Source organism: Caenispirillum salinarum AK4, from assembly GCF_000315795.1.
Classification (GTDB): Bacteria; Pseudomonadota; Alphaproteobacteria; order Rhodospirillales; family Rhodospirillaceae; genus Caenispirillum; species Caenispirillum salinarum.
Genome location: NZ_ANHY01000006.1, coordinates 374,936 through 399,110 on the forward strand (window position 1 = coordinate 374,936; position 24,175 = coordinate 399,110).

Annotated in this window: 24 protein-coding genes; 9 read left to right on the plus strand and 15 right to left on the minus strand. The window is 67.6% G+C overall.

Features of this window, described 5'->3' with window-relative positions; all coding sequences use genetic code 11:
• On the plus strand, positions 1–1,587 hold the full coding sequence (locus tag C882_RS08150) for a TRAP transporter large permease (RefSeq protein ID WP_009540099.1): 1,587 nt from the start codon (positions 1–3) through the stop codon (positions 1,585–1,587).
• Between the two features lie 84 nt (positions 1,588–1,671).
• On the opposite strand, the gene C882_RS08155 is transcribed toward C882_RS08150, so the two are convergent.
• Positions 1,672–2,319: an ABC transporter substrate-binding protein gene (locus C882_RS08155; protein ID WP_009540100.1), complete on the minus strand. Its 648-nt coding sequence runs from the start codon at positions 2,317–2,319 to the stop codon at positions 1,672–1,674.
• 102 nt (positions 2,320–2,421) lie between these two features.
• Here C882_RS08155 and C882_RS08160 point away from each other — a divergent pair, with 102 nt between their 5' ends.
• Complete coding sequence (locus C882_RS08160; protein ID WP_009540101.1) at positions 2,422–3,612, plus strand: glycosyltransferase; 1,191 nt, start codon at positions 2,422–2,424, stop codon at positions 3,610–3,612.
• On the opposite strand, the gene C882_RS08165 is transcribed toward C882_RS08160, so the two are convergent.
• Positions 3,600–4,691 carry a sulfotransferase family protein gene (locus C882_RS08165; RefSeq protein ID WP_009540102.1) on the minus strand — a complete coding sequence of 364 codons (1,092 nt, stop codon included), beginning with the start codon at positions 4,689–4,691 and terminating at the stop codon, positions 3,600–3,602. The genes C882_RS08160 and C882_RS08165 overlap by 13 nt on opposite strands.
• A 101-nt stretch (positions 4,692–4,792) precedes the next feature.
• Between C882_RS08165 and C882_RS08170 the strand changes: the two genes are divergently transcribed.
• Together C882_RS08170 and C882_RS08175 are read left to right on the plus strand one after the other, a co-directional pair.
• Positions 4,793–5,794 carry an NAD-dependent epimerase/dehydratase family protein gene (locus tag C882_RS08170; RefSeq protein WP_009540103.1) on the plus strand — a complete coding sequence of 334 codons (1,002 nt, stop codon included), beginning with the start codon at positions 4,793–4,795 and terminating at the stop codon, positions 5,792–5,794.
• Positions 5,795–5,903: 109 nt separating this feature from the next.
• A complete protein-coding gene (locus C882_RS08175; protein ID WP_009540104.1) occupies positions 5,904–6,728 on the plus strand; it encodes an alpha/beta fold hydrolase in 825 nt (274 codons plus the stop codon).
• Here the strand turns inward: C882_RS08175 and C882_RS08180 are convergent.
• The gene (locus C882_RS08180; RefSeq protein WP_152415243.1) at positions 6,712–7,104 is read right to left on the minus strand and encodes an aldehyde dehydrogenase; all 393 of its coding nucleotides are present in this window, start codon (positions 7,102–7,104) and stop codon (positions 6,712–6,714) included. The two genes, C882_RS08175 and C882_RS08180, sit on opposite strands and share 17 nt — an antisense overlap.
• 14 nt (positions 7,105–7,118) lie before the next feature.
• Positions 7,119–8,426 (minus strand): sulfite oxidase, encoded by a 1,308-nt coding sequence (locus C882_RS08185; RefSeq protein ID WP_009540106.1) that lies wholly within the window; start codon positions 8,424–8,426, stop codon positions 7,119–7,121.
• A 231-nt stretch (positions 8,427–8,657) separates the two neighbouring features.
• Between C882_RS08185 and C882_RS08190 the strand changes: the two genes are divergently transcribed.
• On the plus strand, positions 8,658–9,497 hold the full coding sequence (locus C882_RS08190; RefSeq protein WP_009540107.1) for a glycoside hydrolase family protein: 840 nt from the start codon (positions 8,658–8,660) through the stop codon (positions 9,495–9,497).
• A 7-nt stretch (positions 9,498–9,504) separates the two neighbouring features.
• On the opposite strand, the gene C882_RS08195 is transcribed toward C882_RS08190, so the two are convergent.
• Together C882_RS08195 and C882_RS08200 are read right to left on the minus strand one after the other, a co-directional pair.
• Positions 9,505–10,086 (minus strand): nitroreductase family protein, encoded by a 582-nt coding sequence (locus C882_RS08195; RefSeq protein ID WP_009540108.1) that lies wholly within the window; start codon positions 10,084–10,086, stop codon positions 9,505–9,507.
• Positions 10,087–10,104: 18 nt separating this feature from the next.
• Positions 10,105–10,659: a cupin domain-containing protein gene (locus C882_RS08200; protein WP_009540109.1), complete on the minus strand. Its 555-nt coding sequence runs from the start codon at positions 10,657–10,659 to the stop codon at positions 10,105–10,107.
• 177 nt (positions 10,660–10,836) lie between these two features.
• Here C882_RS08200 and C882_RS08205 point away from each other — a divergent pair, with 177 nt between their 5' ends.
• The 3 genes from C882_RS08205 to C882_RS08215 are packed head-to-tail and all read left to right on the plus strand — an operon-like array spanning position 10,837 to position 14,847.
• Complete coding sequence (locus C882_RS08205; RefSeq protein WP_009540110.1) at positions 10,837–12,159, plus strand: aspartate aminotransferase family protein; 1,323 nt, start codon at positions 10,837–10,839, stop codon at positions 12,157–12,159.
• A 55-nt stretch (positions 12,160–12,214) separates the two neighbouring features.
• Positions 12,215–13,333: an alanine dehydrogenase gene (ald, locus tag C882_RS08210; RefSeq protein ID WP_009540111.1), complete on the plus strand. Its 1,119-nt coding sequence runs from the start codon at positions 12,215–12,217 to the stop codon at positions 13,331–13,333.
• A 29-nt stretch (positions 13,334–13,362) separates the two neighbouring features.
• Positions 13,363–14,847 carry a CoA-acylating methylmalonate-semialdehyde dehydrogenase gene (locus C882_RS08215; protein WP_009540112.1) on the plus strand — a complete coding sequence of 495 codons (1,485 nt, stop codon included), beginning with the start codon at positions 13,363–13,365 and terminating at the stop codon, positions 14,845–14,847.
• A 43-nt stretch (positions 14,848–14,890) separates the two neighbouring features.
• On the opposite strand, the gene C882_RS08220 is transcribed toward C882_RS08215, so the two are convergent.
• Positions 14,891–15,565: a winged helix-turn-helix transcriptional regulator gene (locus C882_RS08220; protein WP_009540113.1), complete on the minus strand. Its 675-nt coding sequence runs from the start codon at positions 15,563–15,565 to the stop codon at positions 14,891–14,893.
• Between the two features lie 125 nt (positions 15,566–15,690).
• On the opposite strand from C882_RS08220, the gene C882_RS08225 reads away from it, so the two are divergent.
• Positions 15,691–17,130 (plus strand): FAD-binding oxidoreductase, encoded by a 1,440-nt coding sequence (locus C882_RS08225; protein ID WP_009540114.1) that lies wholly within the window; start codon positions 15,691–15,693, stop codon positions 17,128–17,130.
• 112 nt (positions 17,131–17,242) lie between these two features.
• Here C882_RS08225 and C882_RS08230 read toward each other — a convergent pair whose 3' ends face one another.
• From C882_RS08230 to C882_RS08265, 8 genes are all read right to left on the minus strand, one after another.
• Positions 17,243–17,503 carry a hypothetical protein gene (locus tag C882_RS08230; protein WP_009540115.1) on the minus strand — a complete coding sequence of 87 codons (261 nt, stop codon included), beginning with the start codon at positions 17,501–17,503 and terminating at the stop codon, positions 17,243–17,245.
• Positions 17,504–17,655: 152 nt separating this feature from the next.
• A complete protein-coding gene (locus C882_RS08235) occupies positions 17,656–18,609 on the minus strand; it encodes an MBL fold metallo-hydrolase (protein ID WP_009540116.1) in 954 nt (317 codons plus the stop codon).
• 104 nt (positions 18,610–18,713) lie between these two features.
• A complete protein-coding gene (locus C882_RS08240) occupies positions 18,714–19,418 on the minus strand; it encodes an ABC transporter ATP-binding protein (RefSeq protein WP_009540117.1) in 705 nt (234 codons plus the stop codon).
• Between the two features lie 17 nt (positions 19,419–19,435).
• Complete coding sequence (locus tag C882_RS08245; RefSeq protein WP_009540118.1) at positions 19,436–20,197, minus strand: ABC transporter ATP-binding protein; 762 nt, start codon at positions 20,195–20,197, stop codon at positions 19,436–19,438.
• Complete coding sequence (locus C882_RS08250) at positions 20,194–21,129, minus strand: branched-chain amino acid ABC transporter permease (protein WP_043644418.1); 936 nt, start codon at positions 21,127–21,129, stop codon at positions 20,194–20,196. The genes C882_RS08245 and C882_RS08250 overlap by 4 nt, the downstream gene beginning before the upstream one ends.
• A 190-nt stretch (positions 21,130–21,319) precedes the next feature.
• Positions 21,320–22,195 carry a branched-chain amino acid ABC transporter permease gene (locus tag C882_RS08255; protein ID WP_009540120.1) on the minus strand — a complete coding sequence of 292 codons (876 nt, stop codon included), beginning with the start codon at positions 22,193–22,195 and terminating at the stop codon, positions 21,320–21,322.
• Positions 22,196–22,340: 145 nt separating this feature from the next.
• A complete protein-coding gene (locus tag C882_RS08260) occupies positions 22,341–23,528 on the minus strand; it encodes an ABC transporter substrate-binding protein (RefSeq protein WP_009540121.1) in 1,188 nt (395 codons plus the stop codon).
• 201 nt (positions 23,529–23,729) lie between these two features.
• Entirely contained in the window at positions 23,730–24,143 is a 414-nt protein-coding gene (locus tag C882_RS08265; RefSeq protein WP_009540123.1) for a hypothetical protein, read from the minus strand.
• Between the last annotated feature and the right edge of the window lie 32 nt (positions 24,144–24,175).

The following is a 24,175-nucleotide window of genomic DNA, read 5'->3' on the forward strand; positions in this document are numbered from 1 at the left end:
ATGAGCGACCTCGTCACCACCGAAATCTTCGCCGGCCTGATGTTCCTCGGCACCATCGTGGTGCTGCTGGCGGGTTTCCCCGTCGCCTTCACGCTGGGCGGATCGGCGCTTCTGTTCGGCGGCATCGGCTGGCTGTTCGGCGCGTTCGACATGGCCTTCGTCTCGGCCATGCCCCAGCGCATCTACGGCAGCATGACCAACGAGGTCCTGATCGCCGTGCCGCTGTTCGTGTTCATGGGCATCATGCTCGAACGCTCCAAGGTGGCGGAAGAGCTGCTGGAGAGCATGGGCAAGCTGTTCGGCCCCATGCGCGGCGGTCTCGGCATATCGGTCGCCATCGTGGGCGCGCTGCTGGCGGCCTCGACCGGCATCGTCGGCGCCACCGTGGTCACCATGGGCCTGCTGTCGCTGCCGACCATGCTGCGTCGAGGCTACGACCCCAAGCTGGCCTGCGGCACCATCTGCGCCTCGGGGACGCTGGGCCAGATCATTCCGCCGTCCATCGTTCTGGTGCTGCTGGGCGACCAGATCTCCAACGCCTACCAGGACGCCCAGCGGGCGCTTGGCAACTGGGCGCCGGAGCCCGTGTCGGTGGGCGACCTGTTCGCCGGCGCGCTGATCCCCGGCCTGCTGCTGGTGGGGCTGTATATCCTCTACCAGCTTCTCATGGCGGTCGTTCGCCCCAAGTCCTGCCCCGCGCTGCCGGCCGATGAGCGTCTCGGCGGCGCCGACGGCACCAACATCAGCACGCTGCTGCACGCCCTGATCCCGCCGGTGGTGCTGATCATCGCCGTGCTGGGTTCGATTCTGGCCGGTGTCGCAACGCCGACCGAGGCCGCCGCCGTGGGCGCCGTGGGTGCCATCCTGCTGGCCGGCCAGCGCCTGACCGACGGGCCCGCGTGGAGCATCTACGCGGCCGTCGGCGCGCTGGTCCTGCTGATCGGCCTGACCAGCTTCGTTGACCTGCGCGTGGCGCGGACCGATATTCCCGCCGGCGACATGGCTGGCATCTGGCTGGCCGCGGCCTGCTGCATCGTCATCGCCTGGGGCCTGCTGGCAAGCCTGGCGAAGGTGTGGAACGCCGGCACGCTGAAGGACGTCATGCGCTCGACCATGATGGTCACCTCCATGGTGTTCATCATCATCGTCGGCGCCGGCCTGTTCTCGCTTGTGTTCCGCGGCTTCGGCGGCGAGGAGATGGTGCACCACTTCCTCACCAACCTGCCCGGCGGCACCGTGACGGCCGTCATCGTGGTCATGCTGGTGATGTTCATCCTGGGCTTCTTCCTGGACTTCATCGAGATCGTCTTCGTCGTCGTGCCCATCGTCGGCCCGATTCTGCTCCGCATGGACATCGATCCCGTGTGGCTGGGCGTGATGATGGCCATGAACCTGCAGACCAGCTTCCTGACGCCGCCGTTCGGCTTCGCGCTGTTCTACCTGCGCGGCGTGGCACCGGCGAGCGTGACCACCGGCGCCATCTACAAGGGCGTCATACCCTTCGTCATCATCCAGATCCTGGCACTGGGCGTGCTGGCCCTGTTCCCGGAACTGGCGACATGGCTGCCGAACCTGATCTTCGGCTGACCGTGACCGTCGACGGCATGACAAAGGGGCTCCCGACCGGGAGCCCCTTTTCTGTTCCGACCGTCTGTATCCCGCCGGACAGCCTCAGCCGTCGGTCAGTTCACGGCTCTTGATGCGCAGGCTCTCGATCAGGCCGTCGACTCCCTGCCGCGCCAGGATGGAGGCATACTCGCTGCGCTTGGTCGCCAGTTCGCTCACGCCCTTCCCGGCCAGGATGTCGACCACGCCCCAGCGCCCCTGGCGCTCGGCCAGGACGTAGGAAATCTGCACCGGCTCCTTGACCTTGCGGGTGATCTCCGTGCGGACGATGGTGGTGCCGCGCGGGCCCTCGTCGGTGCCCAGCACGCGGAATTCCTGGCCGTTGTATTCGTGGAAGCGGGCGGCGTACTGGGCCGTCGTCATGTCGCCGAAGACGTCGATCAGCGCCTGCTGCTGCGCGTCGCTGGCCTCGCGCCAGTCACGGCCGACGGCGGTGCGGATCATCACGTCCAGCCAGAAGGCGTCCTTGACCGGCTGTTCCAGCATGTCGTAGCGCGCCTGGAAGCCGTCGGTCTTCATGGCCTGGAGCAGGGTGCTCTGGAAATCCTGCACCACCGCACTCGGCCCCGTGGCGGCCTCCTGCTGCTCCTGGGCGGCGGCGGGTGCCGGCGCCAGTGTGGCGGGCGCGGCAAGCGCCAAGCCCAGGCCGAGAACGGCGGCGGACATCAGGGGCGGGACGGGACGTGCGGGCATGGTAACCTCCGATAGCTCTGGTCCGAACCGGCGTTTTCGAACGAACGCCTGGGCCCGCGTCCGGGTTATCGTGCAACCATGGCAGAATTTCGGGACCCGTCCATGCCGCTCTGGCTAACCGCCTTGACCTTTGTTTCGCTCGCCGCGTGGCTGTGGCTGACGCTGATCCACGGCCGCGGCTTCTGGCGCGGTCGGGAACGCCTGCCCGCGACCGCCCCGAAGCCGCCCGCCGTGCCGCCCGGCGTGGTCGCGGTGGTGCCGGCGCGCGACGAGGCGGCGGTGATCGGCCGGTCGGTAGAGAGCCTTCTGCGCCAGGACTGGCCGGTGTCCTTTCCGGTGATTGTCGTCGACGACCACTCCACCGACGGGACGGCCGACGCCGCGCGCGCCGCCGCCGCGCGGGTGACGGGCGGTGCGGAACGCCTGCACGTCATCCCCGCCCCCGCGTTGGAACCGGGCTGGACGGGTAAACTGTGGGCGCAGGCGGCGGGTCTCGCACGGGCGAAGGATGTCGCACCAACGGCCGCCCTGGTGTGGCTGGCGGATGCCGATATCGCCCACGGTCCGACAGTCCTGTGCCGCCTGCACGACCAGCTGACGCAGGGCGACCGCGTGATGGCCTCGGTCATGGCACGGCTGGACACCGGCGGACGCTGGGCGCGCCTGCTGATCCCGGCATTCATTTACTTTTTCCAGAAGCTGTACCCGTTTCCGCGCGTCAACGACCCAGCCGACGCCATGGCGGCGGCGGCCGGCGGCTGCGTCCTCGCCCGGCGGGACGCCCTGGAGGCGGCCGGCGTTCCCCGCGCCATTCGGGCCGAGATCATCGACGACTGCGCGCTGGGCCGGGCACTGAAGCGGCAGGGGCCGGTGTGGCTCGGCACTTCGGCCGACGTGGTGTCGTTGCGCCCGGCGGCGGGGCTTGGCGACATCTGGCACATGGTCACCCGCACGGCCTTCGAGCAGTTGCACCACTCGGCCGCGCTGCTGGCGGGAACGGTGGTCGGCATGGCGCTGCTCTACCTGCTGCCGCCGCTGGCCTTTGCATCGGGGCTGGCGACGGGCGACGCGCTGACGACGGTGGCGGGCGGCGCGGCCTGGCTGCTGATGGCGGGCACACTGGTTCCGACCCTGCGGCTCTATGGCCTGGGCGCCTGGCGCGGCCTGCTGCTGCCCGTGGCGGGGGTGCTGTACACGCTGATGACGCTGGACTCCGCCCGCCGGCACTGGCGCGGCCAGGGCGGCGCGTGGAAGGGCCGGGTGCAGGGCGGGCGCGGCTCTCAGGCACGCTGAACCTGCCGCCCCCAGCGCTTCACGTACGGCCCCCAGTGCCGCGCCACCAGCGAGGCCGTCTCCGGGTCCTCGCGGTAGGTGTTCTTGCGGTAGCCTGATACGTCGTCCAGGTAGGCCGAGAACCGGGGCGCGGCGGCCTGCCACCCGTTGAGGCCAAGCTGCCCGTAAACCCGCTCAAGCTCGGCCATGGGCTGCTGCTCGAAGGTCTCGAAGCCGATCTCGGCGTAGCGCTCCGCCGGCAGGTCGGCGACATCGGCCAGCATGCGCTCCATCATGCGGCCGTAGGTGTCCAGCACCACCGCATCCACGTCCACATGATCGTAAGACTGCAACGCCATGGGCGGAAACAGCTTGTGATAGAAGTTACGCATGCTTTCAAAGATGCGGACGGGGTCGCGGTGGACGTGGATGAAGCGGGCCTCTGGGAACATCTCCCGCAGCAGCGCCACCCGCGCCGTGTAGACCGGGTTCTTGATGAGCAGCGGCTTGCCGCCCGACTCGATGGTCAGCTTGCGGCACAGCAGCAGGAACCGCTCCTTCCACAACGCCAGCTCCCGCTCCGATACGCCGTCGAGAAAGACCGCCTTGTCGAATTGTTCCTGGAAGCGGCCGGGGAAGTACAGCGCGTGGTAGTAGGACAGCGGCTGCATGTTCGCCAGCGCGATCTCGTCCTCCTGCGGGCTGTCGGGCGTGACGGCCACGTTGTCGATGTAGCGGCCCTGCGGCAGCTGGCGCTCCAGCATGGGGCGGATCATGGGCACCAGCGTCAGCATCTCCCACGGCATCCCCGTCGGCAGCGGCGCCAGGTATCCGAACTGCGGATCGCGGCTGAGCACGTTGTAGAGGTGCGTCGTGCCGCTGCGCCAGTGCCCCAGGATGAACACCGGCGGGGGCAGGTCCGCCGGCATGTCCTTCAGCCGCCGTGCCGTCACCATGCGCTCGGCCAGGGTGAAGGGCATCCGCCCCAGCACCGACCCCAGAATGCCGGCCACCTGCCCCCAATGCCGCGGCGAGGCCCCGCCGTTGCGCGCAAGGACCGTCATCAGGGTGCCCAGGTTGCTGCCGCTCAAAGGGTGCATGGAAAAGGATCGCTCCGTTGCCGTGGTGGACGAAGGGCGCCGCCGCCGGGCATCATCGGCGGACCTGCGCATTTGACCACACCAAGGCTCCGGGTTGAACCATGGTACGCCCTCTGAACCTCGTCACCGGCGGCGCCGGCTTCCTCGGCCGCCACATCGTGCGGCAACTGGCCGAGGCCGGCGAGCCGGTCCGTGTGCTCGACCCCGCCTGCGGCCGCGTCGCCTGGCCGCAGGGGGTGGAGCCGGTGGAGACCTCCGTGCTCGACCCCGACGGGCTGGCCGCCGCCATGAAGGGCATGGAGACGGTCTACCACCTGGCGGCCGTGCCGCATCTGTGGGCCGACGACCCGCGCGTGTTCGAACAGGTCAACCTGGACGGCACCCGCGCGGTCCTCGCGGCCTGCAGGCAGGCCGGGGTGAAGCGGGTGGTCGTGACCTCGTCGGCCGTGGTGCTGGTGGGCCACGGCACCGCCTGGACCGGCAGTCCCATCACCGAGGACACGCCCCGCCCGCCGCTGGACGCCATGGTGGGAGACTATGCGCGCTCCAAATGTTCGGCGGAGCGCGAGGCAAGGGCGGCGGCGGCGGAGGGGTTGCCGGTGGTGGTCACCTACCCCACCGTCCCCATCGGCGCCGGCGACGAGTCCGAAACGCCGCCGACGCGTATGCTCCTGGACTTCCTGAAAGGCCGGACGCCCGCCTATCTGCAATGCCGCATGAACATCGGCGGCGCCGCCGACATGGCGCGCGGGCACATCCTGGCCGCCCGGCACGGCGCGGACGGCGCGGGCTACATCCTGGGCGGCGAGAACCTGTGGATGAGCGACCTTCTGGCACACCTGGAGGCCATATCAGGCCGCACCATGCCGCGCCGGCGGGTGCCCTACCCGCTCGCTCTGGCGGCGGCGAACGTCCAGGAGTGGTGGGCCGACACCGTCACCCATCGCCCGCCCCAGGCGCCGGTGGCGGGGGTGAAGCTGGCAGGGCTGCCCATGTGGTTCGACAGCGGCAAGGCGCGCCGCGACCTCGGCTGGCAGCCCGCCCCCCTGCATGACGCGCTGGCCGACGCCGTGCGGTGGATGCGCGAGACGGGGCGGCTGTAAGCGCGTCTCGATCCGCGCCACCACTATTGAGCTAAACCTTTCATGATCAAAACGTGGTAGGAGGGACGGGTAAGGCTTAACCACTGGAACAAGCGGAGAAACCGTGTCGATGGAGCCAACCGTCATCGAGAGAATGCAGGTGTCCGTGTCGGGAAAGGGCACGCACACCGTTGTTCTTGCAAACGGTTTCGGGACGACCAAGGCGGTGTGGACGCGCATCCTGCCGTGGCTGGAGCAGCGTTTCCGCGTCGTTCGCTTCGACTGGCCCATCGCGCCCGAGCACTACGACCACCTGCGCTACAGCCGCCTGGAGGGCTATGCCGACGACCTGATCCAGGTGATCGGTGCGGTGGATGCGGCGCCCTGCACCCTGATCGCCCATTCCATGAGCGGCATGATCGGCATGCTGGCGGGAAAGCTGATCCCGCATTCCTTCGGCCGGATCATCATGATCAATCCGTCGCCGCGCTACATCGACGACGGCCCGTACACGGGCGGTTTCAGCGAGGACGAGGTTGCCGGCCTGATCAAGAGCCTGGACGACAATTACATGCAGTGGGTCGAAAATTTCGCGCCCGTCGTGGTGGGCAGCGAGCCGGGCCACCCCGACGTTGCGGAGTTCGCCCGCGGCCTCGTCGCCATGCGGCCGGACGTGGCCCTGTCCATGGCCATCACCATCTTCCGCAGCGACTACCGTGACCAGTTGGGCGGCTACCGGGTGCCGACGACCATCGTGCAGTCCACCAACGATCCCGCGGTACCGGTGCAGGTGGGCAAGTACCTGCAACGCCAGTGGCCCGACAGCCGCCTCGTGGTCATGGACATGGAAGGCCACCTGCCGCACCTGACACAGGCCGACCGTTTCCTCCAGGTTCTGGAGCAGACGCTCTGGTGTGCCCCCTCACCGCCCGGCACCGCTAGTCGGACGGCATAGGCGGAGGGGCGGCCCCCATCATGCCGCCGCCTCCCATGCCCATACCCATGCCGCCGGTCCCGCCGGCCATGGTGCCGCCGCGATCCTCGGGGAAATGCTCCGCCAGATAATCCAGCACCACGTCGCGGTCTTCCGGCGCCAGTTCGGGCATGCCCTGTTTTTCCACCATCCAGACCAGCAGCTTGTCCCAGCGGTCGCGGGACATGCCCTGCTGCGTGATGATGCCGGTGGAGTGGCAGGCGGTGCAGGTATAGAACACCGTCTCCCGGCCCTCGCCCTCCGGCAGGCCGCCGAAATCCTCGTCCTGGGCCTGGGCGGCGGCGGGAAGGAAGCTCCCCGCCGCCGCCAGGACCACGGCGCCAACCATCGTGTTCAAGCGCCGCGCCATCCTTACGCCTCCACCCGCAGGGCGATGCGGTGCATGGCGTTGTTGAGGTAGCCCTTGGGGTTCCAGGCGATGGCAAACGGCTGACTGACTCCTTCAGCGTTGGTCGCCCGTGCCCAGACCTCGTAATAGCCCTGGGTCGGAAACGCCATGCGGGCCCGCCAGCGCTGCCAGCTGTAGGTGTTGGGCGGCGGGTCCAGCTGTGCCGGCACCCAGGTCGCGCCGAAGTCGTTGCTGACGTGCATCTCCTTCACGTCATGGTCGCCCGACCACGCATGGCCGCGCACCTCCAGCGTGCGGTGGTCGCGCGGCAGGACGATGCCGCTTTCCGGATAGGTGATGAGCGACTTCACCGGCATGGACTCGATGATGCGGAAGGCCTCGTTGGGCACGTCCTGGCCGGGTGCCACCGGATACTTGGGCACGCGATAGCTGGTCGGACCCATCTTTTGCCCGTCGTGGACCTGGTCGCGCACCCAGATGCGCGTCAGCCACTTCTGCGACACCGACCCCGGCCAGCCCGGCGCCAGGATGCGCAAGGGGGCGCCGTTCATGGGATGCAGATCGCCGCCGTTCATCTGGAAGGCGATGAGGGTGTGCGGGTCCCAGGCCTTCCAGATGGGCATCCCGCGCGAGACGGCCTCTTTCTCCGGATCGCCGGACAAGTGGCTGTCGGCGCCGTAGTGGGCCGTATATTTGGCATTTTCGGTCAGCCCTGCGGCCTGGAGCACATCGCGCAGCCGCACGCCCGTCCACTCGGCATTGCCGATGGCGCCATAGGTCCACTGGTTGCCCGAGGCCGGCGGGTTGAAACCGGCGCGGCCGTTGCCGCCGCACTCGTGCTGGAGCTTCAGCGTCACCACCTCGAACCGGTTGCGCAGGTCATCGATGGACAGCTCCATCGGGGTGTTGACCTCGCCGTCGATCGTCAGCGTCCATCCGTCCGCGCTGGTGTTCTCCGGCGGCAGGCCGTTGTTGCGGATGAAATAGCGGTCCGTCGGCGTGACGTCCGGGTCCAGCAGTGGGGCCGGCGTCTCGGCATTGACGGGGCGATCGTTGAGGATGCGCAGGCCGCTCTTGCCCTCGATGGTGAAAGGCTTGGTGTCCTCGGCCAGGGCGGCCGGTATCAGCCCGGCCGGATAATTTCGGTGGAAGGGAATGGCGGCGCCTACCACCGCCCCCATGGCGGCCAGACCGGCGCCCCGCAGGAAGCCGCGCCGCCCTTCATCGGCGACGCGCCCGAAGACAAGCGCATCCGCCCGCTCCGGATCGTTCTGGTACAGCTCGCAAAGTCCGCGCTCCCGGATCTTCATGTGAACGTCCTCCCATGCACGTGATCCTGCCTTGTGCGGTGTGAGCCCCCGGTGCCGGTCTTCATGCCGACGCTCCTGGGAAGAACGGTCGAAGCGCCCGATTCAATTAAAAATATTTGCAACCTTCCCCACCCGGAACGGATGCAGCGGGTTTAAGCACTCGTTTTGGGCGATATCTTGGCGTAGAATGCCGCCTTGCTTGTACCCCGCAAGGCAAGAGGGGAAGTCGCCATGCAATTCCACGACCTGGACGACGCGGCCTATGCGGCCATGCGCGATACGGTCATCAAGGTGCTGGAAAACCCGTTCCTTGCCCGCGGTCAGCAGGCGGAACTGTACGGCAACATCTACGATGTCCTCGGCAACCCGACGGTCGGCTACGGCTATGATCTGACCCAGCACGACATGGATGCCATCACCCAGTCCCTCACCAAAGCCTTCGACGGGGCGGGTGAAGACACCATGCTGGCCATGGCGCTGGAAAAGATCGGCGCCTGGAAGGCCGGCAGCCTCTCGGCACGCGACCCGTGCGCGTGGCGGCCCAAAACGCCCCTTCTGGACGACGCCCGTGCCACACGCCTGCTATCGGAGATGGTGGAGGCCATGTACGAGCCTGCCCTGGACTCCGCCCTTGCCCGCCGTTGTCCCGGCGTTACCGTGCCGCGCTCACGTGAACGCGCGGCGCTGGTTTCTCTCGTGTTCAACGGCGGTCCCGGCATGGTCGGCCCGGGGCTGGGCGCTGCACTGGCCGCCGGCAACCGCGCAGAATGCTGGTGGCAGATCCGCTGGGCGTCCAACGGCGGCAACAGCGCGGGCATCGCCACCCGCCGCGCCTACGAGGGCACCCTCTTCGGCCTCTACGACGATCCCCGCGCCGTCCCGCCCGCAGAGGCGGCACAGGTAGACGCCATGGACAAGGCTCACGCCGACAGGCTCAAGGCACTCAACGCCCGGTTCGCCGACGCCGCGGCCAGCGCCGACCGCAACTACCCGGAACTGCTCGGCTACCTGCCCGAAGGCCGGGTGCCGACGCTGGACGATGCCCTGGCCCCGGCGCAGGCGACGGCCTGAGCACCGGTCAGGGCACCCAGTCCGCCAGGTGGTCGGCGACGGCCGGCCGGTCCTTGGGGCCGGGCGGATTGACGATGGTGCCGATCCCGATGAAGCCGACCAGCTCCTCGCCGTCCTCCAGATGGAAGGTGCGGCGGAGAGCCTGCGTCGTGACCTCCGCGCCCGACAGCAGCATGCCGCCGAACCCCATGGCCTCAGCCGCCAGCAGAATGTTTTCGCAGGCCGCGCCGACGCTCATGGCCTGCTCCTGCACCGGCACCACCGGATGATCGGGCTGCGGCCGGAAGATGACGACGATGGTTTCCGGCTCCTTGTGGGCCTTCTTGCGCGCGCGTTCGATGGCGACCTCCGACGCCTCGGGCTCCACTTCCAGCTTGGCGGCGACAAAGGCCTCGGCCAGCGTATCGCGATGCTCGGCCGGCACGCGAAGGAAGCGCCACGGGCGGATGGCGCCGTGGTCGGGCGCGGTCAGCGCGCAGGCGATCAGCGTGTCGATCTGCGCCGCCGACGGGCCCGGTGGGCCCAACCGGCGCGGGGCAACGGAGGAGCGGGAAAGAATGATGTCTATCAGGCCATTGTCGGAAGACATTCAAGCACCTTCTAAAGGTCAGAAACTGGGCGGCGTGCAGGCGGAAATCACCCGGCACGGCTCCTCGCCGACGTTGCGGAAGCGGTGCGGCTGGCGGCTGTCGAACTGGTAGGCGTCGCCGGGACCAAGCGTGCGCACCTGGTCGCCCACCGTCACCTCCAGCCGGCCGGAGATGACCACGGCCGCCTCCTCGCCCTCGTGGCGCAGCAGGATCTTGCCGGTGTCGGCGCCGGGACCGTAGCGCTCGTCCAGGATCTGCAGCGCCCGGCCCGTCAGGTCCACGCCCACTTGGCGGTAGCTGATGCCGCCGCGGCCGATCTCCACCAGTTCGTTGGCGGGAAAGAACACCTTCTGCTCGGCGTCCTCGGGCATCTCGAAGGCGAAAAACTCCGACAGCCCCATGGGAATGCCGTCCAACACCCGCTTCAGGCTGCCGACCGAGGGGTTGATGTTGTTGCTCTCGATCAACGAGACGGTGGCGTTGGTCACGCCGGCGCGGCGGGCCAGTTCGCGCTGAGACAGACCATTCTGCTTGCGTACTGCCCGCAACCGCGGGCCGATGTTGAGGGTCATCGCCGGCACCCTTCGTTAAGCGCGTTCACGATCCTGAACACTGTGCGCTGCGTCATCAGGAATATCAACCACTTAACCATTGGGAAGAAAACGGCTTGTTAAGCCGCGCGTGCAGTGGGACCGTAGGGTAAAGCCGGGCCGAAACCGGCGGAAAACCAAGCCCTTCAGGAGGTCTTCATGTTGGACGCGCCGTCCCCCAACGATCTTGCTCCGTTCTGGATGCCGTTCACGGCCAACCGCCAGTTCAAGTCGGCCCCGCGCATGCTGACCGGCGCCAAGGGGATGCACTACACGACCCAGGACGGCCGCCAGGTCATCGACGGCACCGCCGGCCTGTGGTGCTGCAACGCCGGCCACGGCGACCCGCGCATCGTCAAGGCGATCCAGGACCAGGCGGCGGAGCTGGATTACGCGCCGGCCTTCCAGATGGGCCACCCCAAGGCGTTCGAACTGGCCAGCCGCCTCGCCACGATGATGCCGGGCGACCTGGACCACGTGTTCTTCACCAATTCCGGCTCGGAAAGCGTGGACACCGCGCTCAAGATCGCGCTGGCCTACCACCGCGCCAACGGAGAGGCCAGCCGCACGCGCCTGATCGGTCGCGAGCGCGGATATCACGGTGTGGGTTTCGGCGGCATCTCGGTGGGCGGCATCGTCAACAATCGCCGCTTCTTCGGCAGTCTCCTGGCGGGCGTCGACCACATGCGCCACACCCACCTGCCCGAGCAGAACGCCTTCTCGCGCGGCCAGCCCGAGCACGGCGCCGAACTGGCCGACGATCTGGAACGGCTGGTGGCCCTGCACGGCGGAGAGACCATCGCCGCCGTCATCGTCGAGCCCATGGCCGGATCGACCGGCGTGCTCATGCCGCCCAAGGGCTACCTGGAGCGCCTGCGCGCCATTTGTGACAAGCACGGCATCCTGCTGATCTTCGACGAGGTCATCACCGGCTTCGGGCGCCTGGGCTCGTCGTTCGCCTGCGAGCATTTCGGCGTACAGCCCGACATCGTGACCACCGCCAAGGGCCTGACCAGCGGCACGGTGCCCATGGGCGCGGTGATGGTGCGCAAGCACATCTACGACGCCTTCATGCACGGCCCGGAAACGGCCATCGAGCTGTTCCACGGCTACACCTATTCCGCGCACCCGCTGGCCTGCAACGCCGCTCTGGCGACGCTGGACGTCTACCGCGACGACCAGCTGTTCGAGCGCAGCGCCGAGATGGCGCCCTATTGGGAAGAGGCGGTGCACAGCCTGAAGGGCCTGCCGCACGTCATCGACCTGCGCAATATGGGCCTGATCGCCGGCATCGAACTGGAGCCCATCCCGGGCCAGCCGACCAAGCGCGCCTTCGAGGCGTTCCTCAAGTGTTACGAGAAGGGCGTGATGACCCGCACCACCGGCGACATCATCGCCCTGTCGCCGCCGCTCATCATTGAAAAGAGCCACATCGACCAGATCTTCGAGACCATCGCGGACGTCCTGAAGACGATCGACTAAGCGGCTGATACCGTTAGAGAAATAGAAGTCCCACTCCGTCCCCCAGGAGACAGAAATGCTGATCGGCGTTCCCAAGGAGATCAAGAACCACGAGTACCGCGTCGGCATGACGCCGGCCGCCGTGCGCGAGGTGATCGCCCACGGCCACCAGGTGATCGTCGAGACCAACGCCGGCGGCGCCATCGACCTGACCGACGACGCCTACCGCGCCGCCGGGGCGACCATCGTAGACGCCGCCGAGGAGGTCTTCGCCAAGGCCGACATGGTGGTGAAGGTCAAGGAGCCCCAGCCCAACGAGTGCAGGATGCTGCGCGAGGGCCAGGTGCTGTTCACCTACCTGCACTTGGCGCCGGACCCGCAGCAGGCCAAGCTGTTGCAGGAATCGGGCTGCATCGCCATCGCCTATGAAACCGTCACCGACGCGCGCGGCGGCCTGCCGCTGCTCGCACCCATGTCCGAGGTCGCCGGCCGCATGGCGATCCAGGCCGGTGCGCGGGCGCTGGAGAAGTCCGCCGGCGGCCGCGGCACGCTGCTGGGCGGCGTGCCGGGGGTTCCGTCGGGCAAGGTGGTGGTGCTGGGCGGCGGTGTTGTCGGCCTCAATGCCGCCAAGATGGCCATGGGCCTGGAGGCCGAGGTCGTTGTGCTGGACAAGTCCCACGCCCGCCTCAAGGAACTGGACATGCACTACGGCGGCCGGATGCAGACCATCTATTCCACCAACGACGCGGTGGAAGAGTACGTGACGCAGGCGGATCTGGTGGTTGGCGCCGTGCTGGTGCCGGGCGCCAACGCGCCCAAGCTGGTCAACCGACCCATGCTGTCGAAAATGCAGAAGGGTTCGGTGGTGGTCGACGTCGCCATCGACCAGGGCGGCTGCTTCGAAACGTCGAAGCCCACCACCCACGCCGACCCGATCTACATCGTCGACGACGTTGTGCATTACTGCGTCGCCAACATGCCGGGTGGCGTCGCCCGCACGTCCACGTTCGCACTGAACAACGTCACCCTGCCCTTCACTGTGGCGCTGGCCGACAAGGGCTGGCGCGAGGCGCTGTCCGACGACGCCCACCTGCGCAACGGCCTGAACGTCGCCCACGGCAAGATCACGCACGGGGCGGTCGCCGAGGCCCTGGGCACCGACTACACGCCCGCCGACAAGGCCATCGCCGGCTGATCCAGGCCGCAAGAACAAGGACATAACCGATGACCTTCATCAACCATATGATCCCCGGTCACGAGGCCGAGGGCTCCGGCACGCCGGTCTACAACCCGGCCACCGGCGAGCAGACGGCGACCGTCGCGTCCGGCGGCAAGGCAGAGGTGGACGCCGCCGTCGCCGCCGCATTGAAGGCGTTCCCCGACTGGGCCGCGGCGCCGCCGCAAAAGCGCGCGCGCGTCATGATGAAGTACGTCCAGTTGCTCCAGGACAACGCCGCCGAGATCGCCAAGCGCATCTCTGCCGAGCACGGCAAGACGCATGACGATGCCCTTGGCGAGGTGCAGCGGGGCCTGGAGGTGGTGGAATTCGCCACCGGCATCGCCAGCCACCTGAAGGGCGACTTTACCCGTGACGTCGGCCCCGGCATCGACAGCTTCAACCAGCGCGCGCCGCTGGGGGTGTGCGCCGGCATCACGCCGTTCAACTTCCCGGCCATGGTGCCGCTGTGGATGTTTCCGGTGGCGCTGGCCTGCGGCAACACCTTCGTGCTCAAGCCGTCGGAGCGTGATCCTTCGGCCGCCATGTACGTGGCCGAATTGGCCATCGAAGCGGGTGTGCCCGAGGGCGCGCTGACCGTGGTGCACGGCGGCAAGGACGCGGTGGACGCCCTGCTGACGCATCCCGACGTGCAGGCGGTGTCCTTCGTCGGTTCCACGCCCATCGCCGAGTACGTCTATTCCACCGGCACCGCGCACGGCAAGCGCGTGCAGGCGCTGGGCGGGGCGAAGAACCACATGGTGGTCATGCCCGACGCCGACATGGACCAGGCGGCCGATGCGCTCATGGGCGCGGGCTATGGCTCCGCCGGCGAGCGCTGCATGGCGGTCTCCGTCGCCGTGCCCGTGGGCGAGGAAACGGCCGACAAGCTGGTGGAAAAGCTGGCTCCGCGCGTGCGCTCGCTCAAGATCGGCCCGTCGACGGACAGCGACGCCGAGATGGGGCCGCTTGTGACGAAGCAGCACCGGGACAAGGTCTCGGGCTACATCGACAAGGGTGTGTCCGAGGGCGCGGACCTGGTGGTGGACGGCCGGGGCTTCTCCCTCCAGGGCTATGAAAACGGCTACTTCATCGGCGGCACCTTGTTCGACCGCGTGACGCCGGAAATGACCATCTACAAGGAGGAGATCTTCGGCCCCGTGCTCAGCGTGCTGCGCGCGGCGTCCTTCGAGGAAGCCGTGACGCTCATCAACAAGCACGAGTACGGCAACGGTACCGCCATTTTCACCCGCGACGGCGACGCCGCGCGCACCTTCACCGACCGCATCGAGGTCGGCATGGTGGGCGTGAACGTGCCGATTCCGGTGCCCGTGGCCTACCACAGCTTCGGCGGCTGGAAGCGTTCCATCTTCGGCAGCCACGGCATCTACGGGCCCGAGGGCGTGCACTTCTACACCAAGCTGAAGACCGTCACCTCGCGCTGGCCGACGGGCATCAAGGAAGGCGCGGCGTTCAACTTCCCAACGATGTGAGAAAGAGCCGCCAACTCGTTGTTTCGCCGGCGTTTCCGTCCGTTCAGTGCGGCCGGGTGACGCCGGCGAAAACGCTCAGGTGGAACCACCGCGGGAACGACCGTGCGAGCATTGGGCTGCCGTGCAGGTCGAGCCGCCCGTCGTCCACCGCCCGGTCAACAGCAACATCTCCCATCCACACCTTTGCCAGCTCCCGCCGGTTGGCGGTAACCCACAGGTCCACCTCGAACCCCGGATCGTGCAGGCAAAGATCGGCCTGGTCATCCTCCAGGATGAGCCACCACCGGCCCTTTCCCGTCGGTGCGTCGGGTACGCGGAACTGGATGACGGCCCGGCCGTCGGCGCGCAGGTCCTCCGGCAGGCTGACGCGGCGGCGGATGTCCCACATCAACAGCGCGACATCCACATCCTCTTCCTCCACCTTGGTGCGCACCCAGCGCTGCCCCCAGGCGCCCAGCGTCTCGATGACCGGACGCAGTTCCTCGCCGGCCGGCGTCAGGTGATAGGCGCCGTCGTGGCCGCGCCAGATGATGCCGGCCGCCTCGAGCTTGCGCAGCCGCTGGCTCAACAGCGACGGCGACATGAGCGGCACGCCGCGTTGCAGGTCGTTGAAGCGGTGACTGCCCGACAGAAGCTCGCGCAGGACCAGCGGCGTCCAACGCTCGCCGACAATCTCGGCCGCCTGGGCAACCGGGCAGAACTGGCCGTATCCCTTCATGTCGCAGCCCTTTCCGTGGCGCGACGCTCAACCTTGATCGCCACACTACAGAAACCCGAGTTGAGCGCGATGTGTTCCGAGAGCACCGTGACCCCCTGACACAGCAAAATTCACGGGAGGACACCATGCCGGACATTACCGTGATCCGCCGAGACGGCACGTCCGCCGACCTGGCCGAGGACGCCGTGTCCGATTTTCGCGCTGCCCTGCGGGGCCCGCTTCTTGCCGGCGGCGACCCGAGCTATGACGACGCGCGCACCGTCTGGAATGCCGCTGTCAACCGCCGGCCTGGCCTGATCGCCCGCTGTGCCGACGCCGCCGACGTCGGCGCCGCCGTGCGCTTCGCCCGCACTCATGACCTGAGCCTCTGCGTGCGTGGCGGCGGGCACAGCGTGGCGGGGACGGCCGTGGCCGATGGGGCGCTGATGATAGACCTGTCGCACATGAACGGCGTTCGCTGCCGGCCCCACGACGGGGGGACGACCGTCGGGCCCGGCGCCACGCTGGGCGACGTGGACCACGCGACGCAGGCGCACGGCCTGGCGGTGCCGGCGGGCATCGTCTCGACAACCGGGGTCGCCGGACTGACGCTGGGTGGCGGCTTCGGCTGGCTGACCCGGCGCTACGGCTACACCTGCGACAATCTTGCGGGCGCCGACGTTGTGACGGCCGACGGCCGGGCGGTCCGCGCCGACCCCGACAACAACCCGGACCTGTTCTGGGCCCTGCGCGGCGGCGGCGGAAACTTCGGCATCGTCACCGCCTTCGACTTCCGGGCCCGTCCCTGCGGCCCCACCGTCCTCGGCGGCTTGCGGCTGCACCCGCTGAAAGAGGCACCGGGGCTCTTGCAGGTCTTCCGCCAGTTGACGGACGCAGCACCGGAGACGCTGACATGCCTGCTGGTCCTGCGCCCTGCCCCGCCGGCGCCCTTCCTGCCCAAGGACATGCACGGAAAGCCCATATGCGGCATCGGCGTCTGCTACAGCGGCGATGATCTCGACGCGGGGGAGCGCCTGCTTGCACCGTTGCGGCGGTTCGGCACGCCGCTTGCCGACCTGATCGGTCCCAAGCCGTTCACGGCCGTGCAGACCATGCTCGACGCCACCCAGCCGCCCGGCCGGTGCTACTATGAGAAGTCGGAGTACCTGCCGGCCTGCACACCGGAGGTTGGCGAGGTCATGACCGATCATACCTGGGAGGTCACCTCCCCCATGACGTCGACCCTCTGCCTGCACCTGGGCGGCGCCATGGCTCGCGCGGGACCGGACGCCGGGGCGGTCGGGCACCGCGATGCCCGGTTCGTCGTGAAGATCGGCGCTTCTTGGCCCGATGGTCCCGGCGATCCGCATGTGGATTGGACGCGCGCCTTCTGGCGGGACCTGCGCCCCTTCGGCACGGGCGGGTCCTATGTGAACTTCCTGGATGCCGATGAAACGCCCGACCGCGTGGCGGCCGCCTATGGCGACGCCCTGCCCCGGCTGCGGGCAATCAAGCGGGACGTCGACCCCGAAAACGTGTTCCGCATCAACAACAACATCGCACCGGCCGATGCCGCGGCGGTGTGACCGCTTGGCCGTCCTGAGCTTGGCCGTCCTGAATCGAAAAACCCCGCCGGCGCGCTCCGGCGGGGTTTTCCAGGCTGGTGGGCAGGGGCGTCCCCCCGACCCACGTCACCGCTTACTTGCGCAGGCTTTCCTGGTAGGCCTGCTCCATGCGGTTCACCACCTGCTCGGCGCGGCGGGCGGCCTGTTCGGCGCGCTCGGCGGCCGCGGCGGCGCGTTCGGCGGCCGTCATCGTCATATCGCGACCTTCCACCGACTGCTGGTGGACGGTGGCGATGGTGTTCCTGCCCGGCTGATCGGGGGTCTCGAAATCGTTGGCGCAGGCGCCAAGGGCCAGGGTAGAGGTCGCGACGGCCGCGATCATCAATGCGCGCATGGGTCGACTCCTTTGCAATTGCTTAAACAACACACGATCAACGGTTAGCGTCCGCATTCGTGGCAAAAAATATGATGGCGGGCGCCATAAAGAAACGGGCCCGCCGTCGCCGGCGGGCCCGTGGTGCAAGACTCGCCGACGATTGCCCGGCGTCAGCCGTTCAGCGCCGACCACATCTCCTGGTCGCGCTCGGCCGTCCAGATGTTGGGACGATCCAGGCCCTTGGCCTCGTCCACCGCGCGGGCGACGTCGAACGGCATGCAGTGCTCGTAGATGACCCAGTGGCCGTACTTCGGGTCCATGCGCTGCTTGCAGAGCGCATAGATGTCCTTCAGCGCCATGTCCTTCTCCACGCCCTCGCGCGCGGTCTGGTACAGGTCCGTCAGGAAGGCCTGGGTTTCGGCCATGGCGGTTTCGCAGTCGGCGGCGTTCATGAGCGCGTCGCCCCGGCCCGGCACCAGCTTCTCCGGCTTCAGTTCGCGCAGGCGCTGGAGGGTTTCCGGCCAGTCGCGCAGGTGGGCGTCGCCGGTGTAGGGGGTGGCACCGAACTCCACCAGATCGCCGGAGTACAGCACTTTCTGGTCGGGCAGCCAGGCGATGGTGTCGCCCTGGGTGTGGCCCCGGCCGGGATTCCAGATTTCCACGCGCTGGTTGCCCAGGTCCACCGTCAGCTTGCCGTCGACGACGATGTTGGGCCAGGTGAGGCTCTTGATGCTCTCGTGCCCCTCGAACAGGCGGGGGAAGCGGCCGAACTCGCTCTCCCAGTCCTGCTGGCCGCGCTCCACGATCAGTTCGTAGGTGCGCTGGCTGGCGATGATGTTTTCCGCCCCATAGGCCGCCGCGCCCAGCACGCGCACGGCGTGGTAATGGGTGAGCAGGATGTACTTGATGGGCTTGTCGGTCACCTTGCGGATTTCGGCGATGACCTTCTGCGCCATCTTGGGCGTCGCCTGGGTGTCGAGCACCATCACGGCGTCGTCGCCGACGATCACGCCGGTGTTGGGGTCGCCCTCGGCCGTGAAGGCATAGGCGCCCCGGCCCAGCTCGGCGAAGGTGATGGTCTTCTCGCCCAGGTCACCGGTGGAGGCAAACGTCTTCGTCGCCATTGTGGAGCGTCTCCGTTATCTCTGATGTGTCATTGGAGGCGCCGGGCGCCTCGGTCCCCGCATCCTATCAGGACACGGTTTCAAATGAAACCAAACCGCAAGGCTTACAGGCCGAGATAGGCCGCCTTCACCTTCTCGTCGTTGATGAGGTTCTCGCCCGTGTCGGTGAGCACGATGCGCCCCGTCTCGATCACGTAGCCCCGGTCGGCGATGGCGAGCGCCTGGAAGGCGTTCTGCTCCACCAGCAGGATGGTGGTGCCCTGCTCCCGCAGCATCTGCACGATGTTGAAAATCTCGCCCACCAGCAGCGGCGCAAGGCCCATGGAGGGTTCGTCCAGCAGCAACAGGCGCGGGTTGCTCATGAGCGCCCGGCCCATGGCGAGCATCTGCTGCTGGCCGCCCGACAGCGTGCCGGCCGACTCCTTGCGCTTCCTCTTGAGGATGGGGAAGGTCTCGAACACCCGCTCCAGGTCCGCGTCGGTATCGGCGCCGCGCCGGCGATAGGCGCCCAGGCGCAGGTTGTCCTCCACCGACAGCGGGCCGAAGACCTGGCGGCCTTCCGGCACCTGACTGATGCCCTGTTTGACGCGGGCCTGGGGCTTGGACTTGGTGATGTCGGCGCCGTCGAAACGGATTTCGCCGTTGGTCAGCGGCTGCACGCCCGACAACGCCCGCAGGAAGGTGGTCTTGCCGGCGCCGTTCGCCCCCACCAGCGCCACCAGCTCGCCCTCACCCACCTGCACGTCGATGCCGTGCAGGGCCTCGATGCGGCCGTAGCTGCTTTTCATTCCGTTGACTTCGAGAAGCATGTAAGTCTCCCGTGCCCTCAGGCGACCTGGCCCAGGTAGGCGGCGATGACGTCGGGGTTCTGGCGCACTTCCTGCGGCGTGCCCTCGGTGAGCTTGCGGCCGTAGTCCAGCACCAGGATGTGGTCGGAGATTTCCATGACCATCTTCATGTCATGCTCCACCAGCACCACCGTCACGCCGCTTTCCGCCACCTTCTTGATGACGTTGTCGATCTCGCGGCTTTCCACGTCGTTGAGGCCGGCGGCGGGCTCGTCCAGCAGCAGAAGCTTGGGCTCGGCCGCAAGCGCGCGGGCGATTTCCAGGCGCTTGAGCGCGCCGTAGGGCATGGCGTCGGCGTCCCAGTCGAAATACTTCTCCAGGCCGACGAAGGCCATCAGCTCGCGCCCCATATCCTCCGCCGCCCGGTCGCCGCGGACGATGCGCGGCAGGCGGAACAGCGACGGCAGAAGCCGGCCGTCCAGGTGCAGGTGACGGCCCACCAGCACGTTCTCCAGTGCCGTCATGTTCATGCAGATTTGCAGGTTCTGGAAGGTGCGCGACATGCCGCGCGCCGCCAGTTCGTAGGGCTTCTTGCCCGTCACCGGCTCGCCGTTGAACTGCACCGTGCCGAAGGTGGGCGTGTAGACGCCCGTCACCAGGTTGAACAGCGTGGTCTTGCCGGCACCATTGGGTCCGATGATGGAATGGATGGTTCCCGGATCAATGGTGAACGACAGGTCATCGATGGCGCGGACGCCGCCGAATTCCTTGACCAGGGTGTCGACAGTCAGAAGGCTCATTTCTCACCCCCGCGCTTGAACAGCGCCGCCAGGCTGGGGACCACGCCCTTGGGAAGGAAGATCATCACCAGCATGAGGATCAGGCCGAAGATCAGGTGCTCGTAGTCCTCGAGGAACGTGAGGAACTGCGGCAGCGCGGTCAGGGTCGCCGCGCCCACGACGGCGCCGAACGTCGACGCCATGCCGCCCAGCACCACCATGATGACCAGTTCGACCGAATGGAAGAAGCTCGCCTCCTGGGGGCTCAGGAACATGATGTAGTGAGCACCCAGCGAGCCGACGACGGAGGCGAAGACCGCCGAGACGACGAAGATCATCACCTTGTACCTGGTGGTGTCCACGCCGACGACCTCGGCCGCGACCTCCGACCCGTGCACGGCGCGCAGGGCCCGGCCCACCGGGCTGTCAATGATGTTGAGCGACAGCCACGCCGCGATCACCAGCAGGCCGCCGACGAGGCTGTACCAGTGCCACGGCTTCTTGAACTCGAACCCGAAGACGGTGAAGGGGTCGACAATCATGCCGTCGGGGCCGCCCGTCAGCTGCGCTTCCTGGTTCAGGATGATGGAGATGATCAGCCCGATGCCGAGCGTCGCCATGGCCAGATAGTGGCCCTTGAGGCGCAGGATCGGCCGGGCGATGACGAAGGCCAGCAGCCCGACCACCACGGCGGCCACCACCAGCGACAACAGCGGCGGCCAGCCGAAGTTCGTTACCGTGATCGCCGAGAAGTAGGCGCCCACACCCAGGAAGCCGGCGTGGCCCAGTGAAATCTGCCCGCAATAGCCGATCAAGAGGTTCAGGCCGATGGCGACAATGGCGTTGAAGCCGATCTGAATGGCGACGTCGTAATGGAAGGCGTTCTGCAGGAAGGCCGGCAGCACCGCCACCACGACGGCCAGCACCAGCAGGCCGCCGGTGCGCGGCTTCATCAGCCTGGCCTTCAGCCCCTGGCGCGGGCGACCGGCCGATCCGGCGCCGGTGCGCGGCGTACCCGGCGCCTGGGGCGCGGGACGCTCGGGCGCGCCGGGCGGCGTGGTGTCGCCGGGCCGCGAGATATTCGCGGTGGACGCAGAGGACGGGCGGGGGGACATGGGCGTCGCCTCGTTCATCGTTCGCACCTCAGACACGTTCCGTCCCCTTCTTCCCGAACAGGCCGCTCGGCATGAAGAAGAGCGCCAGCAGGATGATGATGAAGGCCATGGCGTCCTTGTATTCGGAACTGATGTAGCCGGCGCCGAAGGCCTCCACGATGCCCAGGATCAGCCCGCCGATCACGGCGCCGAAGGGGTTGCCCAGCCCGCCCAGGATGGCGGCGGAAAAGCCCTTCAGGCCCAGCATGATACCGACCTCGAAGTTGGTCGACGTGATGGGCGTGATCAGCACACCGGCGATGGCACCCAGCGCGGCCGACATGCCGAAGGACAGCAGCAGCACGAAGCTGACGTTGATGCCGACCAGCTTGGCCGCCAGCGGGTTGACGCTGGTAGCCAGGATCGCCTTGCCCAGAAGGGTCCGGTTGAAGAACCACTGCAACACCACGACGATCAGCGCCGTGATGCCGAGCACCCACAGCGTCTGCGAGGTGATGGTGGCGCCCAGCACGTTGATGGGCTCATCGCCGGAGAACGCCGGCAGGGTGTGGAACTGCTTGTCGAACAGCACCTGTGCGGCCCCGCGCAGCACGATGGAGGCACCGATGGTGATGATGATGAGCGTCACCACCGAGGCGTTCTTCGTCTGCTCCACCGCCAGTTTCTCCAGCGCAAAGCCGACGCAGGCCGTGCCGATGATGGCGACGACCACCGCCAGCGGCAGCGGCACGCCGGCCGCCGCCAGGAAGACGGTGCCCATGCCGCCAAGCATGACGAATTCGCCCTGGGCGAAGTTGATCACGTGGCTGGCGTTGTAGATCAGCGCGAAGCCGAGACCCACCAGGGCATAGATGGCGCCGCTGGTCAGGCCGGAAAACAGGTATTGGATGAACTCGCCGAGCATGTCGTCCTGCCGAGCTTCGAGGGAAGGCGCTTGGTCGGGCCGGATCAGGATGCGGTCGCTGGCCGGAGCCGTCCGCCGCCGCGCCGTCGTCCTTGGAAGACGGACTCGTGGCGACGGACGGGCTCCTGCCGCGCTGGGACCGCGATCAGCCGGTGGTGTCGTCCACCAGCACCCAATCACCGTTACGGATTTCCAGCATGCGGAAAGCGTCCGGCGTCAGGCCGAGGTGATCGTTCTCCGAGAAGTTCACCTCGCCGGCGGTGCCCATGTAGCCCTTGGTGTTCTCCAGGGCGTCGCGCACGGCCTGCGGCTCGGAGGAACCGGCCGTCTTCATGGCGTCGACGATCAGCATCAGGCCGTCGTAGGCATGGCCGCCGAAGGTGGAGACGGACCCCTCGCCGTGCTTTTCCTCATAGGCGGCCTTGTAGCCGGTGACGACCGGCTTCTGCGGGTCGTCGTCGGACAGCTGCTCGGCCACCAGCAGGGCGGCGGCGGGCAGGCGCACGCCCTCGGCGGCGTCACCGGCCAGCTCGATGAACTTCTTCGACGCCACGCCATGCGACTGGTACAGCGGCGCGTCGATCTGAAGCTGGCGATAGTTCTTGGTCACGATGGCCGGACCCTGACCGAAGCCCGGATTCAGCACCGCCTGCACGCCCGGGGTGTTCTTGATGCTGGTCAGCTGGGCCGTCATGTCGGTGTCCTTGGGCCCATAGGTCTCGTCGGCCAGGATCTCGATGCCGTAGTCCGGCGCCACACCCTGACACTCCGCCTGCATGGACTGGCCGAAGCCACCCGTGCCCGAGATCATGGCGATCTGGGTAAAGCCGCGCTTCTTCATGTCCTCGAAGATCTTTTCGCAGGCCATGGTGTCGGTGTGCGGCGTCTTGAAGGTCCACGCCTGCACCGGGTCGACGATCTTCTTGGAGCCGGCGAAGGAGATGAAGGGCACCTCGAAACGCTCCATCAGCGGCATCACCGCCAGGCTCTCGCCCGAGGTGGAGCCGCCGACGATGGCGTCCACTTCATCCTGCGCGATCAGGCGCTTGACGAAGGTCACCGCCTTGTTCGGGTCACCGCCGGTGTCGTAGTGCACCAGTTCCAGCGGCTGGCCGTTGACGCCGCCCTCGGCGTTGATTTTGTCGACGTACATCTGCAGCGTCTTCAGCTCGGGGTCGCCCAGAAAGGACGCCGGGCCGGTCACCGACAGAAACGTGCCGATCTTGATGGGCTCGTCGGCGGCCTGCGCGTTGCCGGGCAGCGAGGCCGCGGCGGCCACGCCCAGCGCGGCGACGGCAGCCATGAACGTGCGACGGGTATGCTTGAGGGTCATTCTGAAGTTACCTCCCTGGATCGTCGGGCTTTGTCTCCCCACACGGAGCAGGCGCCCGCCTTGTTGTTTCCTTATGGTTCCACCGAACGCTCTTTGGCGTCTTGTTGTGTATCGGAACCCGAAACCGTTTCATCTGCAACCATGAACACGTCACAGACGAGGATAAAACCCTTTTCTTAAGTCGGATACCGCGCGTCCGGCTTATGCGGCCGCGCGCGACAGCAGTGCATCCAGCGCCTCGCGGGCGTGCCCGAAGGTCTCCACCGCTTCCTCGTAGGCGTCGCGCGCCTCGGCGTAACGCTCCACCCCGTCGGTCTGAATGCCGCCGGAGAACAGTTGCACGTGCCGGCGCTCGCAGATCTCCAGATTGCGGTCGGCGATCAGGCGCACGGACATGTATTCGCGCGCCGCGGCGGCCTGTACCGGCGAGAGATCGCCATAGGCCGGGACGTGCCGGTCGGCGCGCTCGGCGAAATCGGGCCTCAGAAGCTCCCACATTTCCGCCCAGTCCTCACGCAGCTCACCGTCCTCGAGATGGCGGTAGCCGAACCTGGCCAGGACACTGCGGCCGTTGGAAAACAGCGGGTTGGGAAGCTCGGTGATGGTGGTCGGCATGACGTGGCGTCTCCGTCTTCCGGGGCATCGCT